Annotated in this window: 13 protein-coding genes; 7 read left to right on the top strand and 6 right to left on the bottom strand. The window is 68.1% G+C overall.

Annotation, left to right across the window (positions count from 1 at the left end; all coding sequences use genetic code 11):
- The coding region (locus tag YU1_RS0123335; protein WP_029006138.1) for a transposase at positions 1-199 on the bottom strand (199 nt) is incomplete at its 3' end.
- Between the two features lie 221 nt (positions 200-420).
- Here YU1_RS0123335 and rseP point away from each other — a divergent pair.
- From rseP to lpxB, 7 genes are all read left to right on the top strand, one after another.
- Positions 421-1,566 (top strand): RIP metalloprotease RseP, encoded by a 1,146-nt coding sequence (rseP, locus tag YU1_RS0123340; RefSeq protein ID WP_029006139.1) that lies wholly within the window; start codon positions 421-423, stop codon positions 1,564-1,566.
- 181 nt (positions 1,567-1,747) lie between these two features.
- Positions 1,748-4,177: an outer membrane protein assembly factor BamA gene (gene bamA, locus YU1_RS0123345; protein WP_029006140.1), complete on the top strand. Its 2,430-nt coding sequence runs from the start codon at positions 1,748-1,750 to the stop codon at positions 4,175-4,177.
- A 69-nt stretch (positions 4,178-4,246) separates the two neighbouring features.
- Positions 4,247-5,320: a UDP-3-O-(3-hydroxymyristoyl)glucosamine N-acyltransferase gene (gene lpxD, locus YU1_RS0123350; RefSeq protein ID WP_029006141.1), complete on the top strand. Its 1,074-nt coding sequence runs from the start codon at positions 4,247-4,249 to the stop codon at positions 5,318-5,320.
- Entirely contained in the window at positions 5,317-5,793 is a 477-nt protein-coding gene (gene fabZ, locus YU1_RS0123355) for a 3-hydroxyacyl-ACP dehydratase FabZ (RefSeq protein WP_029006142.1), read from the top strand. Before lpxD ends, fabZ begins: the two co-directional genes overlap by 4 nt.
- A gap of 2 nt (positions 5,794-5,795) precedes the next feature.
- Entirely contained in the window at positions 5,796-6,605 is an 810-nt protein-coding gene (lpxA, locus tag YU1_RS0123360) for an acyl-ACP--UDP-N-acetylglucosamine O-acyltransferase (RefSeq protein WP_029006143.1), read from the top strand.
- Between the two features lie 5 nt (positions 6,606-6,610).
- Positions 6,611-7,507 carry an LpxI family protein gene (locus tag YU1_RS0123365; RefSeq protein WP_342447012.1) on the top strand — a complete coding sequence of 299 codons (897 nt, stop codon included), beginning with the start codon at positions 6,611-6,613 and terminating at the stop codon, positions 7,505-7,507.
- Positions 7,504-8,688 (top strand): lipid-A-disaccharide synthase, encoded by a 1,185-nt coding sequence (lpxB, locus tag YU1_RS0123370; RefSeq protein ID WP_029006145.1) that lies wholly within the window; start codon positions 7,504-7,506, stop codon positions 8,686-8,688. Before YU1_RS0123365 ends, lpxB begins: the two co-directional genes overlap by 4 nt.
- Positions 8,689-8,855: 167 nt before the next feature.
- On the opposite strand, the gene gltA is transcribed toward lpxB, so the two are convergent.
- The 5 genes from gltA to YU1_RS0123400 form a co-directional block, all read right to left on the bottom strand.
- Positions 8,856-10,160 carry a citrate synthase gene (gltA, locus tag YU1_RS0123375; protein ID WP_035716508.1) on the bottom strand — a complete coding sequence of 435 codons (1,305 nt, stop codon included), beginning with the start codon at positions 10,158-10,160 and terminating at the stop codon, positions 8,856-8,858.
- Between the two features lie 107 nt (positions 10,161-10,267).
- Positions 10,268-10,936, bottom strand: a complete 669-nt coding sequence (gene mobA / locus YU1_RS0123380; protein ID WP_084540077.1) for a molybdenum cofactor guanylyltransferase MobA — start codon at positions 10,934-10,936, stop codon at positions 10,268-10,270.
- Between the two features lie 71 nt (positions 10,937-11,007).
- Positions 11,008-13,575: a glycosyltransferase gene (locus tag YU1_RS0123385; protein WP_245263433.1), complete on the bottom strand. Its 2,568-nt coding sequence runs from the start codon at positions 13,573-13,575 to the stop codon at positions 11,008-11,010.
- 281 nt (positions 13,576-13,856) lie between these two features.
- Complete coding sequence (locus YU1_RS0123390) at positions 13,857-14,312, bottom strand: hypothetical protein (protein WP_029006149.1); 456 nt, start codon at positions 14,310-14,312, stop codon at positions 13,857-13,859.
- A gap of 1,880 nt (positions 14,313-16,192) precedes the next feature.
- Entirely contained in the window at positions 16,193-16,573 is a 381-nt protein-coding gene (locus YU1_RS0123400; protein WP_029006151.1) for a hypothetical protein, read from the bottom strand.
- Positions 16,574-16,581: the final 8 nt, after the last annotated feature.

The raw sequence follows: 16,581 nt of genomic DNA on the forward strand, positions 1-16,581 counted from the left end.
CAAAGCGGTTGTAGAGCGTCTTACGCGGCCCATATTCAGGCGGCGCGTCGATCCATCGGCCGCCCGATTTCAGAACATGCACGATGCCGCTGATCACCCGTCGGTCATCGACGCGCGGCTTACCACGCGTGTCCTTGGGCAGATGCGGCTCAAGCCGTGCGAACTGTCCATCCGTCAGCCAGAAACAGTCTCCGCTCATCACCAGATCCTCCATGGATCTGGTGAATCACAACACGCTGCCAACGCAAATCATTTTATGGGTCTGAACCCTAAGTTCGCCGCAAAGGCATCCTAAGCCTACGTTGGGTCGGCTCGGCTCCCGCAGCGGCGGGAACCTGGCCGTGAACACAGCATATCGGCGGGCGACGGCCGGTGCGGGCAACCGCGCCGGGCGGGTGCGCCGCGATTGAGGACGGGACGATGGAAGTGTTGTCGGGACTGGGTGCCATGGGGCACTCGCTGCTGGGTTATGTGATCCCCTTTCTCTTTGTCCTGACACTGGTCGTCTTCTTCCACGAGCTGGGGCACTTCTGGGTGGCGCGCCGCGCCGGCGTGCGGGTGCTGACCTTCTCGCTCGGGTTCGGGCCGGAACTGTGCGGCTTCAACGACCGGCACGGTACGCGCTGGCGCCTCGCCGCCATTCCGCTCGGCGGCTATGTGAAATTCTATGGCGATGAGGACGCGGCCAGCACTCCCGATCCCGAGAAGCTGGCGCAAATGACGCCGGCTGAGCGTCGGCAGAGCTTCTTCTACCAGCCGCTGCGCTGGCGCGCGGCCATCGTGGCGGCCGGCCCGGTCGCCAATTTCATCCTCGCCATCGTCATCTTCTCGCTGGTGTTCATGGTGTTCGGCCGGCAGGTCAGCACCCCGCGGGTCGACCAGATCTCGCCGGGCAGCGCGGCCGAGCGGGCCGGCTTCAAGCCGGGCGATCTGGTGCTGACCATCGACGGCACGCCTGTGGAAAGTTTCGCCGACATGCAGCGCCTGGTCGGCGCGCACGCCGGCAGCCCGCTGGCCTTCTCGGTGGATCGCGGCGGCGCCCCGGTGGCGCTCACGGCCACGCCCGAGCTGAAGGAGATGAAGGACGCCTTCGGCAACGTCCACCGCATGGGCATGCTGGGGATCTCCCGCTCGCTGGCGGCGGCCGATGTGACCACGCGCCGCTACGGCCCGGTGGAGGCGGTCAGCATGGGCGTGCAGGAGACCTGGTTCGTGGTCGCCCGCACCTTCGACTATCTCGGCGGGCTCATCTCGGGGCGGGAATCGGCGGACCAGCTTGGCGGCCCGATCCGCATCGCCCAGGTCTCGGGGCAGGTGGCGACCTTCGGATTCGGCGCCTTATTGTCGCTGGCGGCCGTGCTTTCGGTCTCGATTGGACTTCTTAACCTCTTTCCCATCCCGCTCTTGGACGGCGGTCACCTGATGTTCTACGCTGTTGAAGCGGTCCGCGGGCATCCTCTCAGCGCGCGGGCGCAGGACATCGGTTTTCGCATCGGCCTCGCCATCGTTCTTATGCTGATGGTGTTCGCGACCTGGAACGACGTGGTGCATATCGCCACCATGTGACCGCCCACGAGACTCAAGTGCGAGTCTCGTGTCGCGGGTGCAACGGTCACAGGAAAAGCGGAAGCTGCTGTCCGGACAGGCGTTTGCAGTGCGATCAAAAGTCTGTACAAGCGCCTCGAAGGTGGAGAATCCAGGGGTGTACCCCTGGGTTGAGAACAACGAATTCAAGGTTGCGCGCCATATGACTGCTCCGGCTCGGGTTTTGGTGAAGCTGGCCGCCGTCCTCGGTATCGCTCTGGCGACCGCCGTGACGACGACCGCCGGATCGATGATGGTCGCGGTACCGGCGATGGCGCAGTCCGCGTCGATCGTCGTTCAGGGGAATCGGCGGGTCGATGCCGATACCATCCGCTCCTATTTCAATCTGAAGCCGGGTGAGGCCCTCACCTCCGCCAAGATCGATGATGGCCTCAAGGCGCTGTATGCGACGGGGCTGTTCGCCGACGTGCGGGTGTCCCAGCAGGGCGGCCGCACCGTGGTGACGGTGGTCGAGAACGAGGTCATCAACAAGATCGCGTTCGAGGGCAACAAGAAGATCAAGGACGAGCAGCTCTCGGGCGAGATCCAGTCCAAGGAGCGCGGTCCGCTGTCCAAGGCCCTCGTGCAGGCGGACACCCAGCGCATCGTCGACCTCTATCGCCGCACCGGCCGCATGGAAGTGAAGGTCAATCCCGTCACCATCGATCGCGGCAATGGCCGCGTTGACCTCGTGTTCGAGGTCAATGAGGGCGAGAAGACGGGCGTCAAGGACATCAAGTTCGTCGGCAACAAGGCCTTCTCGGACTGGAAGCTCAAGGACGTCATCTCCACCACGACCACCAACTGGCTGTCCTTCCTGAAGTCCTCCGATGTCTATGACGCGGACCGCGTCAATGCGGACCAGGAACTGCTGCGCCGCTGGTATCTGAAGAACGGCTATGCCGACTTCCGCATCGTGTCGGCCTCCGCCGAGCTCGATGCGGGCGGCGGCGGCTACATCATCACCATCGTTCTCGACGAGGGTGCGCAGTACAAGTTCGGCAAGGTGGATGTGGTCTCCAACATCCGTGACGTGCCGGCGGCGAGCCTGCGCAACGCCCTGCGCATGAGCGACGGCCAGATCTACAACGCCGAGCTGGTCGAGAAGTCGGTGGAGAACATCACCATCGAAGTCTCGAAGAACGGCTATGCCTTCGCGCAGGTCCGCCCCCGCGGCGACCGCGACTTCGAGAACAAGCGCATCAACGTGACCTTCGTGGTCGAGGAAGGCCCGCGGGTCTATGTCGAGCGGATCGAGATCCGCGGCAACACCCGTACCCGCGACTGGGTGGTCCGGCGCGAGTTCGACATCGGCGAGGGCGATGCCTACAACCGCGTCCTCGTGGACCGCGCCGAGCGCCGCCTGCGCAACCTCGGCTACTTCAAGACCGTCAAGATCACCAACGAGCCCGGCTCGGCGCCTGACCGCGTCATCCTGGTGGTGACGGTGGAAGACCAGCCCACGGGCGAATTCTCGGTCTCCGGCGGCTATTCCACCTCGGACGGCTTCATCGGCTCGGTCTCGCTGGGCGAGAAGAACTTCCTCGGCCGCGGCCAGTATGTGAGCATTTCCGGCACGCTGGGCCAGTACTCCCAGGGCGCGCAGTTCTCCTTCACCGAGCCCTACTTCCTGGGCTATCGCGTGGCGGCGGGCTTCGACCTCTACTGGAAGGAAACCTCGGCCAACAGCTACACCGCCTATGACAGCCAGACGATCGGCGGTGGCCTGCGTCTCGGCCTGCCGATCACCGACGAGATCACGCTGGCCCTGCGTTACAACCTCTACCAGCGCGAGCTGAGCCTGCCGAGCTGCACCTCGATCTATGGCACCAACCTCACCGCGACGAACTGTAACGTGTCGTGGGCCATCATCGAGGCGGTGAACCAGGGGCAGACCATCACCTCGGTGGCGGGCTACACGCTCTCGTTCAACGGGCTGGACAGCAACGTCAACCCGACCAGCGGCCTCTATGCCGAACTGAAGCAGGACTTCGCGGGCCTCGGCGGCGACGTGAACTTCATCCGCACCACCGGCGACGTCCGCTACTACTATCCGCTGATGTTCGACTCCGTGCTGCTGCTGCGCGGCCAGGCCGGCTACGTCACCGCCTGGGGCGACAAAGACCTGCAGATCATGGACAATTTCTTCATGGGCCCGAACCTGGTCCGCGGCTTCGCGCCGTCGGGTATCGGTCCGCGCGATCTGCAGAACTACAACAACGACGCGCTGGGCGGCACGACCTACTGGGGTGCTTCGACCGAAGTGCAGTTCCCGCTCAGCTTCCTGCCGAAGGACGTGGGCATGAAGGGTGCCGTCTTCTTCGATGCCGGCTCGGTCTATGGCTATGAAGGTCCGACCCAGTTTGCCGGTGCCGGCGCCGCCAACTATCAGGCCTGCACCAACTCCGCCAGCAAGAACGCCTACGGCGCCATCTGCGTCGCCGACGACGACGTGATCCGGACCTCGGTCGGCGCCAGCTTGATCTGGCAGTCGCCCTTCGGCCCGCTGCGCTTCGACTATGCCTGGGCGCTGACCAAGGCGTCCTATGACCAGCTCCAGCAGTTCCGGTTCTCCGGCGGCACCAAGTTCTGATCGCCGCCTTCCCATCCTCAACGGGCGCCGCCGGCTGATGCCGCGCGGCGCCCGAGCCATATTCGGATCATGAACGAACCCGCGTTTTTCCCCCTCCCGTCCCCGCTCTCGCTGGCGGAGGTCGCGGCTTTGAGCGGGGCCCGCCTCGTCCAGGCGGGCGCAGCGGCGGATATGCTGGTGCGCGGGGTCGGCGCGCTTGCCGACGCCGGGCCGGGCGATCTCGCCTTCTTCGACACGCCTCGCTACCTGGATGCGTTCCGCGCCTCGCGGGCCGGTGCCTGCATCACCACCGAGCGCCTCGCGGCGGACGCGCCGGCGGGCATGGCGGTGTTCGTCGCTGCCCGTCCGGCTCATGCCTTCGTGGCGGTGACCCGGACGCTGTTCCCGCAAGCGCTGCGGCCGCAGCCGGTCTTCGGCCATGCGGGCATCGCCACGGGCGCCTTCGTCCATCCCACGGCGCGGCTGGAAGACGGCGTGACCGTGGACCCGGGTGCGGTGATCGGCCCGGAGACGGAGATCGGTGCCGGCACTGTCGTCTGCGCCAATGCGGTGATCGGCGCGCGGGTGCGCATCGGCCGCGACTGCGCCATCGGCCCCGGCGCCAGCCTGACCCACGCGCTGCTCGGCAACCGGGTCATCATCCATGCCGGCGCGCGCCTGGGCCAGGACGGCTTCGGCTACCAGCCCGGTTCGGCGGGGCACCTCAAGGTGCCGCAGGTCGGGCGGGTGGTGATCCAGGACGACGTGGAGATCGGCGCGGGCACCACCATAGACCGCGGCGCCCTGCGCGACACGGTGATCGGCGAGGGCAGCAAGATCGACAATCTGGTGCAGATCGCCCACAACGTGGTCATCGGCCGGCATTGCATCGTGGTGTCGCAGACGGGTATTTCCGGCAGCACCACCCTCGGCGACTTCGTCATGCTGGGGGGGCAGGTGGGCGTTGTCGGCCATTGCACCATCGGCGAGGGGGCGCAGATCGCCGCGTCCAGCAACGTCAAGGGCGATGTGCCGCCGGGCGTGCGCTGGGGCGGATCGCCGGCCAAGCCGGTGCGGGAGTGGTTCCGCGAGATCACCACATTGAAGAAACTTGCCGAAGCGGGGGCGCGGTCCGGCGCCGCGACGCCGGGAGACGGGGAATGACCGAAGCCACCAAGACGGAAGAGACCAAGTCGCTCGCCAGCGTCGACATCCTGAAGATTCTGGCGCTGCTGCCGCACCGCTATCCGTTCCTGATGGTGGACCGGATCGAGGAGATTGACGGCGACCTGAGCTGCGTCGGCTACAAGAACGTGTCGGCCAATGAGCCGCACTTCCAGGGGCACTTCCCGACCAATCCGGTGATGCCCGGCGTGCTCATCATCGAGGGCATGGCCCAGTCGGCCGGTGCCATCTGCATCTTGGACAAGGGCAAGACCGAGCATCCCTCGCTGGTCTATTTCATGACCATCGACGAAGCGAAGTTCCGCCGGCCGGTGCGGCCCGGCGATGTGCTCGAATATCACATGACCCGCATCGCCAAGCGCCGCAACATGTGGTGGTACAAGGGCGAGGCGAAGGTGCGTGGGGAAATCGTGGCGGAGGCGCGGGTTGGCGCCATGATCGCCGAGGAGTGAGCGTGGCCCTGATTGATCCGACTGCCCGTGTCGCCGATGGCGCACGGCTCGCCGATGACGTGGAAGTAGGACCCTTCTGCCTCGTTGGCCCCGACGTGACGCTTGAGGCCGGTGTGCGCCTCATCTCGCATGTGAACATCCAGGGTGTGACGACGCTCGGCGCGCGCACCCAGGTCTATCCCTTCGCCTCGCTGGGGACGCCGCCGCAATCGGTGCACTACAAGGGCGAGAAGACCACGCTGAGCGTGGGCACCGACTGCCAGATCCGCGAGCATGTCACCATGAACACCGGCACCGCCGGCGGGCGCGGGGCGACGGTCGTGGGCAATCACTGCATGCTGATGACCGCGTCCCACGTGGGCCACGACTGCCTGGTCGGCGACCATGTGATCTTCGCCAACAACGCCACGCTCGGCGGCCATGTGGACGTGGGCGACCATGTCTTCCTCGGCGGCCTTTGCGCGGTGCACCAGTTCGTGCGCATCGGCGCGCAGGTGATGGTGGGCGGCCTGTCCGGCATCCGCGAGGACGTGATCCCGTTCGGCTACGCCATCGGGCAGAATGCCAACCTGGTCGGCCTCAACGTCATCGGCATGAAGCGGCGCGGTTTCTCGCGTTCGGACCTGCATGCCGCCCGGGCGGCCTATCGCGATCTGTTCTTCGGCGCCGGCACCTTTGCCGAGCGGCTCACGGACCTGCGTGGCCGCGTGGACCAGTCGCCCTTCATCTCGGCCCTCGTCAGCTTCGTGGATGCGGGCGGAAATCGTGCCTTGTGTCATCCCTCGCGCGGCGTGGTGCAGCCGGAGGATTGATCCCAGTGGCCACCGCGCCCGCCATGCCCCCGCGCCAGGGGCCCGATGCCGACGCAGCCGGGCCCGTGGGCATCGTGGCGGGCGGCGGCGCCTTTCCGGCCGCCGTGGCCGATGCCGTGCGCGCCCAGGGGCGCGAGGTGATGCTCGGCCTGATGCAGGGCTTCGCCGATCCGGCGCTGGAGCGCTATCCGCATTTCTGGTTCCGGCTCGGCTCGCTGGGCATCGCCACCGGCAGGTTCCGTGCCGCCGGCGTGCGGGACGTGGTGATGGTGGGCACGCTCACCCGCCCGCGCGTGCGCGATCTCGGGCTCGACTGGACCATGCTGCGCCTGCTGCCGCGCATCGCGGCGCTGTTCCGCGGCGGCGACAACCACCTGCTCTCCGGCGTGCTGAAGATCGTCGAGGAGCAGGGGTTCCGCATGCGCGGCGCCCATGAGGTCGCCCCGGCGCTGCTGCTGCCGGAAGGCGTGCTCGGCGCCTACGGCCTGCGCCCGGTGGACCAGAGCGACATCGCGCTCGGCCTGTCGGTCATCGCCACGCTGGGCACCTTCGATGTGGGGCAGGCGGTGATCGTGGTGGACGGCTTCGTCGTCGCCGTGGAGGCGGCGGAGGGCACCGACCAGATGCTCGCCCGCTACGGCGCCATGCGCGCGAGCGGGCGGCTGCGCTTTCCCACCGGCCATGGCGTGCTGGTGAAGGCGCCGAAGCCGCAGCAGGATCGGCGGGTGGACCTGCCCTCGCTCGGCCCGGCCACCGTCGCCCGCGCGGCGGAGGCCGGCCTCGGCGGCATCGCCTTCGAGGCGCACGGCGCCATCGTTCCGGACGTGCAGCAGCTGATCGCCGCGGCCGATGCCGCCGGCCTGTTCGTGGTGGGCGCGCCGCCGCCCGCGCCGCAGTCATGACCGGCCTGCCGCGGCGCCCGCTGGATGTCTTCATCCTGGCGGGCGAGGAATCCGGCGATGTGCTGGGCGGGGCGCTGATGGCGGCCCTGGCGCAGGACGCGCCCTATGGCGTCTCCTTTCGCGGCGTCGGCGGCGAACGCATGGCGGGGCAGGGGCTCGCCAGCCTGTTCCCCATGGACGACCTGACGGCCATCGGCTTCGCGGCGGTCCTCGGCAAGCTGCCGACCATCCTGCGCCGGCTCAGGCAGACGGTGGACGCCATCTGCGCCCGGCCGCCCGACGTGCTGGTGCTGATCGACGCCCCCGACTTCACCCACCGGGTGGCCGCGCGGGTGCGCAGGCGCTGCCCGCAGGTGCCGATCGCCAAATATGTCTCGCCCACCGTGTGGGCGTGGCGTCCGGGACGGGCCAAGGCCATGCGGCCCTATACGGACCGCATCCTGGCGCTGCTGCCGTTCGAGCCGGCGGTGCATGCGCGCCTCGGCGGACCGCCGACCACCTATGTGGGCCATCCCTTGCTGGAGCGCCTCGGCGACCTCAGGCCGACGCCGCAGGATCAGGCGCGCCGCGAGACGGCGCCGCCCATCGTGCTGGCGCTGCCCGGCAGTCGCCGCATGGAGCTGGAGCGGCTCGGCCCGGTGTTCGGCGCGGCGCTCGGCCAATTGGCGGCGCGGCGCGCCGTGGATCTGGTTCTGCCCACGCTGCCGCGCCTCGTGCCGCGGGTGGAGGCGCTGGTTGCCACCTGGCCGGTCAAGCCGCGCATCATCACCGACCAGGCCGAGAAATATGCCGTCTTCCGGCAGGCGCGGGCCGCGCTGGCGGCCTCCGGCACCGTGACCCTGGAGCTGGCGCTCGCCGGCGTGCCCATGGTCGCCGCCTACCGGGTGGCGGAGTGGGAAGCCAAGATCGCGCCGCATGTGCTGAAGATGATCACCAGCGTCATCCTCGCCAACCTCGTGCTGGGCGAGAATGTGGTGCCGGAATTTCTCCAGTACGACTGCACGCCCGAGAAGCTCTCGGCCGCGCTCGACAGCGTGCTGGACGACGGCGCGGGTCGCGCGCGCCAACTGGCCGCCTTCGCCCGGCTGGACGAGATCCTGGGCGCGAACGACGAGCCCGCCTCCCGGCGCGCCGCCCGCGCGGTGCTGGACGTGGCGGCGCAAGGCCCCCGGCAGGGCTGATCCTCACCCGCCGGACGTCCGGCGCCGGAGCGCCGGTCCCGCACGCTCCATGTGGAAACGGAACGCGGCACCCCTGTGCGCAAAAGAAAAGGCGCGGCCGAAGCCGCGCCTTTCACTATCCGGGACCAGCGGGGGCATTGCCCCCGCGCCCGATCACGCGGTCCCGCTCACTTGCGCTTGGACATCGCCACGTAATCGCGGCGGGCGGCGCCCGTGTAGAGCTGGCGGGGACGGCCGATGCGCTGGCTCGGGTCCTCGATCATTTCCTTCCACTGGCCGATCCAGCCGACCGTGCGGGCCAGCGCGAACAGCACCGTGAACATGGTGGTGGGGAAGCCCATCGCCTTCAGCGTGATGCCCGAATAGAAATCGATGTTCGGGTACAGCTTCTTCTCGATGAAATACTCGTCGCTGAGCGCGACGCGCTCCAGCTCGATGGCCACGTCGAGCAGCGGATCGTCCTTGATGCCGAGCTCGGTCAGAACCTCGTGGCAGGTCTGCTGCATGATCTTGGCGCGCGGGTCGTAATTCTTGTAGACCCGGTGGCCGAAGCCCATGAGGCGGAACGGATCGTTCTTGTCCTTGGCGCGGTTCACGAACTCCGGGATGCGGTCCACATGGCCGATCTCGGTGAGCATCTTCAGCGCCGCCTCGTTGGCGCCGCCGTGCGCGGGACCCCAGAGGCAGGCGACGCCGGCCGCGATGCAGGCGAACGGGTTGGCACCCGAGGAGCCGGCGAGACGCACCGTCGAGGTGGAGGCGTTCTGCTCGTGGTCGGCGTGCAGGATGAAGATCTTGTCCAGCGCGCGGGCGAGCGTCGGGCTGACCTTGTAGTCCTCGCAGGGAACCGCGAAGCACATGTTGAGGAAGTTCGACGTGAAATCGAGATCGTTTTTCGGATACACGAAGGGCTGGCCGATGGAGTACTTGTAGGCCATCGCCGCCAGGGTCGGCATCTTCGCGATCATGCGGATCGACGCGATCAGGCGCTGCTGCGGATCGGAGATGTCGGTCGAGTCGTGATAGAAGGCCGACAGCGCGCCGACGCAGGCCACCATGATGGCCATGGGATGCGCGTCACGGCGGAAGCCGTTGAAGAAGCGGTTCATCTGGTCGTGAACCATCGTGTGACGGGTCACGGAGAAGTCGAAGTCGGCCTTCTGCGCGGCGGTCGGCAGCTCGCCGTACAGCAGCAGGTAGCAGGTCTCCAGGAAGTCGCCGCCCTCGGCCAGCTGCTCGATCGGGTAGCCGCGATAGAGCAGCACGCCCTCGTCGCCGTCGATATAGGTGATCTGGCTCTCGCACGAGGCGGTGGAGGTGAAGCCAGGGTCGTAGGTGAACATCCCGCTCTGGCCGTAGAGCTTGGAGATGTCGACCACGTCAGGCCCGATCGTTCCCGTCTTGATGGGGAATTCCCAGCTCTTGTCGCCCACAGTCAGTTTGGCCGCGGTGGCGTTGTTGGTGGCGTCCATGAGGTCTCCCTTGAACTCGGGCCTGAGGCACTGCCCTTCGCGACTGCGAAGGCATCCGGGGCGCAGTCGTAAACCCTCCCCAATTTTGCCGCAAGCATGACCGCGCCTCACGTTGAGGCAGAAATGTTCCACTCTGACCGAGCTAGTTCTTCCGGCGTATTGACGTTCAGAAACGGGTCGGATCGCGTGCAATCCCAGTCCACCGCGACGGCGCCGCTGTCGGCCAGGAACCGGCCGACGCGCCGTTCTCCCGCTGCGAGATAATCGCGCAGCGCATGGCGCAGGCGCACCGGCCAGAGCGCGATGACGGGATGGGTCCGGCCGGCGGAGGCGGCGTGCGTCAGGGGCGCGCCGGCCGCACTGCACGCGTCCCGCAGGCGCCGCACCAGATCCTCGGGGATGAAGGGCGCGTCGGCCGGCGTGCTGACCATCCAGTCCACCTCCGGCGCGGTGGCGGCGAGGTGGTCGAGCCCTGCCAGCACGCCGGCCAGCGGGCCGGGATGATCCGGCAGGGTATCGGGCAGGACCGGCAGGCCGAAGGCGGCGAAGCGCTCCGGCGGGCCATTGGCGGAGAGCAGCAGCCCCTCCACCTGCGGCGCGAGGCGGTCGATCACATGGCGCAGCAGCGGGCGGCCGGCGAGGGGCAGGAGCGCCTTGTCGACGCCGCCCATGCGCCGGCCGAGGCCGCCGGCCAGGATCAGGCCGAAGACGCGGGGCGGGGCTCTGTCCGTCACATCGGCAGTCGGGGCGGCGTCGGGGGAGGGGGCGGCTGTCATGGCGCCATCATAGCAAAACGCCCGGCCGAGGCCGGGCGTCTGTGCAGGTCAATGACGAAGCGCCGGTTCGCTCACTCCACCACGGCGGGCGGGGTGGGCGCGCGCAGGCGGCGGGGCACGAGGCCGAGCCGGGCGCGGGCCGCCCGCCAGGCGGCGAAGTCGTTGAGCTTGGAGCCTTCGCCGAGCGCGATCAGCGCCGCGGCCAGGAACGGCAGGCTCTGGATCACCAGGGCCAAAGCGTAGAGGTCGATCTCCCGCACCGCGTGCCAGTTCTGCATGTGCACGGCGACGCCGGAGGTGAACAGCAGGCCGCCGATGATCGCCTCCGGCAGGGCCGGGAAGGAGCGGGCCGCCCCGGCGAGCCAGTTGCCGCCCTTCGCCGTGCGGGCGAAGGCCAGGTCCTTGTAGCGGAAGCCGTCATAGACCGCCTTGGCCACCGTGAACTGCACCGCCATGGCGGCGAAGGCCGCGCCCAGCATGCGCAGCGGCGTGGTGGCCACGCGCAGCCGGTACATGGCGATGAAGTGCAGCACATAGACCAGGAAGGTGGCGATGATCGGCAGCGTCAGCACGTGCGCCGGCACGGCGATGCCGAGGGCGAACACGAAGGGCACGAACAGCAGCGACAGGATCGCGGCGAGGGCGCCCACCGACTCGGCGCCGAGCCAGGTGACCCAGCCGAGCAGGAAGTGGCGGCGCTGCGCCGTGGTCAGGCGCGAGTGGCCCGGCAGGAAGCGGTTCCAGTGCTTCTTGACGATCTGGAAGCCGCCGTAGGCCCAGCGGTGGCGCTGCTTCTTGAACGCCTCGAAGGTGTCCGGCAGCAGGCCCCAGCCGTAGCGCACGCGGGTGTAGTGGGTCTTCCAGCCGTTCTCGGCGATGGAGAGGCCGAGGTCGGTGTCCTCGCAGATGGTGTCGGACGACCAGGAGCCGGCCTCCATCATCGCCGCGCGGCGCACCAGGCACATGGTGCCGTGGACGACGATGGCGTCTTCCTCGTTGCGCTGGACCATGCCGATGTCGAAGAAGCCGGCATATTCGGCGTTCATCGCCTCATGCAGCGGGCTCACCGCGCCGTCACGATGGTCCTGCGGCGCCTGGACGAGGCCCACGGTCGGGTCCTCGAACACCGGCACGAGATCCTTCAGCCAGTCGGGATGCACGGTGTAGTCGGCATCGATCACGCCGATGATCTCGGCATCGTCCGCCGTGTGCTCCAGCGCGATGCGCAGGGCGCCGGCCTTGAAGCCCTGGACCTTCTCGGCATTGATGAACTTGATGTGGGCGCCGAGCGTCGCGCAATACTCGCGCACCGGCTCCACCATGGCGGGGTCGGGCGTGTTGTTGACGATGATCACCGCTTCGAAGTTCGGGTAGTTCAGCCGGGCCACGCTGTCGATGGTCTGCTTCAGCATCTCCGGCGGCTCGCGATAGGCCGGGATGTGGATCGAGACCTTGGGGAAGCGCGAGGGCGCGGCGATGCGCAGGTTCTCCACCAGCCGGCCGGGGCGGCGGCCGAAGGCGACGGCGGCCAGTTCCTCGGCGCGGTAGAGCACCACGAGCACCAGCGGGCCGAGCAGCAGCAGGCTCAGGGTGACGGTGATGTAGTTGCCGCCCGTCACGTAATGGGTCAGCCAGTAGTTGAACACCAGCGCCACCCAGGCGCCGGCGCCGTTGGCGGCGGCGGAGAGGGCGAGGCCCTGCGACAGGGTGACGGGCACGCCGCGCAGCATGGGCAGGGAGAACAGCACGCCGAGCAGCAGAGCGAGGATCGCCGTGCGGCCATAGCTCTGCTCCACCAGCGGGCCGGTGAGCGGGAACTTCAGGTGCCGCTGGGCATCCATCACGCCCCAGTACTGGCCGACGGAGCCCTCGAAAGACTTCCACGGCGCATCGAAGGCCTCGATGATGTTGTACTCGATGCCCAGCGCCTCGGCGCGGGCGGCGAAGGTGCGGATGACCTTCGCCTGGGCCAGTTCACCGGGCACCGAGGCGTCGCGATTGTAGCCCGCACTCGGCCAGCCGAACTCGGCGATGACGATGCGCTTGCCGGGATAAGCGGCGCGCAAGCGGTTGTAGATGTCGATGGAGCGGTCCACCACCTGCTCGGCGGGGACGCCTTCCCAGTAGGGCAGGATGTGCGCGGCGATATAGTCCACCGCCGAGACCAGCTCGGGATGGTCCAGCCACACGTTCCAGATCTCGCCGGTGGTGACCGGGGTGCTGGTCTGGCGCTTCACCTTGCGGATCAGGTCGGCCATCTCGCCGGCGGTCTTCTCGCCGCGGAAGATGGCCTCGTTGCCGACCACAAGGCCTTCGACGTTGGAATTCTTGCGGGACAGGTCGACCGCGTTGCGCAACTCGCGCTCGTTGCGGGCCTCGTTCTTGTCGATCCAGGCGCCCACCGTGACCTTGAGGCCGCGCTCGGCCGCGATGGCCGGGGTTAGCTCGACGCCGCCGGTGGAGGAATAGGTGCGGATGGCGCGGGTATAAGGAGCGACCGCGTCCACGTCGGCGCGGATCTGCTTCTCGTTGGTGGCCTCGCCCGCGTCCGGATCGGCCCCACGGCCGTAGGGCGCGAACGACAGACTCGAAAACCGATCGGTGACCGCCGGAGCGTTCACCTCGGTCTTCATGGACATCCACATCGCGGCGTGGAACGCCGTCACAACCGCAATGATCGCCGCCGCAGCAGCAAGACCGGGACGCATGGCCAGACCCACTCGAAAGGGGAAATCGAACCTGAGAACGCACGCCACAGGCCAAGGTTCCTGGCCTGAGACGCGGGACACCCTTTCGACCTGCCCCCTCGGTCGGCACCTTCAGCTCGCGCCGCAGTGCAATGAGACACTAAACCTCTCAAATCAAGAGGTAAATGCAGACTGTGGCGGCGGTTCGGCGGCGCTGCGTCGGGCCAATGATCTTATTGTTGCGCAGGTGCAGCAACATAGTCGGGATTCACCCAGCATTGCTGCACGCGGCCGCCGAGCCGCTCCTGCGTTTTTGGATCTATGTTGCCCTGGCGCACCAGGCAGCGGAAAGCCAGCTTCAGATGCTCGGTCGGGCAGCCGAAACGCTCGTACAAATCCAGGTGCCGCCGTGCGGTGTCGATATCGTCGCGCCACAACAGTGCGGCGATGCGTCGGCCGGTCCACACGCATTCCGGCAGTCCGGCGGTGCCCGGCAACTTTGACGCTTCCACGAATTCCTCGACCGAGCGGCGCTGCGCCTCGCGGGCGGCCTGCTGCTCGGGGGTGATCTGCTCCGCCGCCGGCGGCTTGGTCTCCCCACTCTGAGTCTGGGCCGCGAGCGGGCCCGTGCAGGCGATCAGGAAAGCGCCCAGGATGAGCGGGAAACGGAAGCTGTGCATGACGGCCATGAAGTTTGGAAATGGAAGCGGGCGACGACGGACGCCGACGTTGCGCGGGGCACGTTAGAAGAAGGCCAGGAGTTTGTCAGCAAGACGACGCCAGGAAGCTTAAGGACGGCGCAAGCCGTGGAACAGCTTCGCCGGCGGACGCCGGGAAAAGGTCTGCCGCACGGTCACGCCGCCGCCACGTCCACGCCTTGCTGACTTCACACTGGGCGTGTGAAGCTCTATGTCGCATTTCCCTTGCGGCCGTCCGCGCCGTCGTTTCATCCCGCCGTTTCCGCTGTCCGTTTCCGGAGCCCCCATGTCCGTGTCCTATCGGTTGCCGCTCGTGCTGGCCTTGGTCGTGTCGGCGGCGGTGGTGGCGCTCTGGGCGTGGGCGGGGCGGCCGGTGGCCATGCCGCCCTCGCCCCTGGCGGCGGGCGAGAAGCTGCAATGCGTCTCCTACGCGCCGTTCCGCGACGGCCAGTCGCCCTTCACCAAGGGGCTGGTGATTCCGGAAAGCCAGATCGACGAGGATTTCGCCCAGCTCGCCAAGATCACCGATTGCGTGCGCACCTATTCGGTGGAGATGGGCCTCGACAAGGTGGCCCCGCTCGCCCGCAAGCACGGCCTCACCGTGCTCCAGGGCATCTGGCTCGGCGGCGAGCCGCAGAAGAACAGGATCGAGATCGAGACCGGCGTGCGCCTCGCCCGGGAGAACCCCGACGTGATCAAGGCGGTGGTGGTGGGCAACGAGGTGATGCTGCGCGGCGAGATGTCCGCCGCCGACATCTCCGCCGTGCTGCGCGACGTCAAGTCCCGCGTCGGGCCGGTGAAGGTCACCTATGCGGACGTGTGGGAATTCTGGTCGCGGGCCAAGGCTCTGGCCAATGACGTGGACTTCATCACCATCCACATCCTGCCCTATTGGGAGGACCTGCCGGTCTCCGCCAAGGAATCCGGCCGCCATGTGGACCAGATCCGCCAGCAGATGGCGGACGAGTTTCCCGGCAAGGAGATCCTGATCGGCGAGACCGGCTGGCCGAGCGCGGGCCGCATGCGCGAGGGCGCGCTGCCGTCCCCCGCCGATCAGGCGCAGGTGATGCACGACCTGATGCGTCTCGCCAAGGAGAAGGGCTACCGGGTCAACGTCATCGAGGCGTTCGACCAGCCCTGGAAGCGGGCCAACGAGGGCACGGTGGGCGGCCACTGGGGCCTGATCGACGCCGGCACCCGGCTGCCGAAATTCGCCTGGGGTCAGGGAGTGACGAACCATCCCAACTGGGCCGCCCATGCCGCGCTCGGCGTGGTGACCGTGCTCGCCGCTTTCGGCGCCGCGCTGTGGGGCGCCCGCCGGCGGGCNGAGCCGGTGCCGGCGCGGGACTGGCTCGGCGTCGCGCTGATCGCCCTCGCCGGCGGCGGCACGCTCGGCGGGGCGTTGTCCGCGCTGCCGCTGGAGAGCCTCGGCGTGCTCGGCTGGACGCGCAACGGCGCCTTTGTCGGCGTGGCCATCGCCGCTTTGCTGGTCATTCCCGCCGCCATCGGCGCCGGGCTGCGCCTGCCCAGCCTGTCGCTGGCGCTCGATGGCGCGCGGCGACGCACCGCGACGCCGCTCGCCATCGCCACCGGCGTGGTTCTGGCGCTGGCCCTGCTGGCCATCGGCGAGGTGGCGTTCGAACTGGTGTTCGACCCGCGCTACAAGGATTTCCCCTACTTTCCGCTGACCCCCATCGCGGTGGCGGTGGCGGTGCTGGCGGCGCTGCGGCGGCCGGACGGGGAAGGGGCGGGCCTGGCGGAGGATTTCGGCTGCTTCGGCCTCGTGCTGGCGGGCCTCTACATCCCGCTCAACGAGACGCTGCGGAACTGGCAGGCCCTGTGGTTCGGGCTGATCTGCCTCGTCCTGGCCTTCACGCTGTGGCGGGTGCGGGGCGCGCGAACGAGAGGATGATGAGCATCGCCGCCACGGCGGATGCGACATTGTTATACAGGACGAGGCCGATGCCGGCGAAGGCCAGGGCCACGCCGAGCGTCACCACCCACGGGCGCCAGAGCTGCAACAGCGCCGCCGCCAGCGCGATGCCGCCGAACACGCTGTAGCCGAACAAGGCGATGACCACCTTGCGGGCGTGGCACTGGAAGGTCCCGAGGCCCGCCTCGCAGGCGAGACCCACCACCGACGGCTCGATCACCATGTAGCGCATGTACATGGCCCATCCCGTCGCCAGGAAGGTGGCGGTGATGAGCCAGTTCATGGCGCTGGGGCTCGGGCGGAAGCTGCGGTCGGTCATGGCGGGGT

It is taken from the genome of Azorhizobium doebereinerae UFLA1-100 (assembly GCF_000473085.1).
Taxonomy (GTDB): Bacteria; Pseudomonadota; Alphaproteobacteria; order Rhizobiales; family Xanthobacteraceae; genus Azorhizobium; species Azorhizobium doebereinerae.

Coding starts and splice junctions, on each gene's coding strand:
- rseP (WP_029006139.1), top strand. CDS start 421: ATGGAAGTGTTGTCGGGACTGGGTGCCATGGGGCACTCGCTGCTGGGT.
- fabZ (WP_029006142.1), top strand. CDS start 5,317: ATGACCGAAGCCACCAAGACGGAAGAGACCAAGTCGCTCGCCAGCGTC.
- lpxB (WP_029006145.1), top strand. CDS start 7,504: ATGACCGGCCTGCCGCGGCGCCCGCTGGATGTCTTCATCCTGGCGGGC.
- gltA (WP_035716508.1), bottom strand. CDS start 10,160: ATGGACGCCACCAACAACGCCACCGCGGCCAAACTGACTGTGGGCGAC.
- YU1_RS0123385 (WP_245263433.1), bottom strand. CDS start 13,575: ATGTCCATGAAGACCGAGGTGAACGCTCCGGCGGTCACCGATCGGTTT.
- YU1_RS0123390 (WP_029006149.1), bottom strand. CDS start 14,312: ATGGCCGTCATGCACAGCTTCCGTTTCCCGCTCATCCTGGGCGCTTTC.
- mobA (WP_084540077.1), bottom strand. CDS start 10,936: ATGACAGCCGCCCCCTCCCCCGACGCCGCCCCGACTGCCGATGTGACG.
- lpxD (WP_029006141.1), top strand. CDS start 4,247: ATGAACGAACCCGCGTTTTTCCCCCTCCCGTCCCCGCTCTCGCTGGCG.
- YU1_RS0123400 (WP_029006151.1), bottom strand. CDS start 16,573: ATGACCGACCGCAGCTTCCGCCCGAGCCCCAGCGCCATGAACTGGCTC.
- bamA (WP_029006140.1), top strand. CDS start 1,748: ATGACTGCTCCGGCTCGGGTTTTGGTGAAGCTGGCCGCCGTCCTCGGT.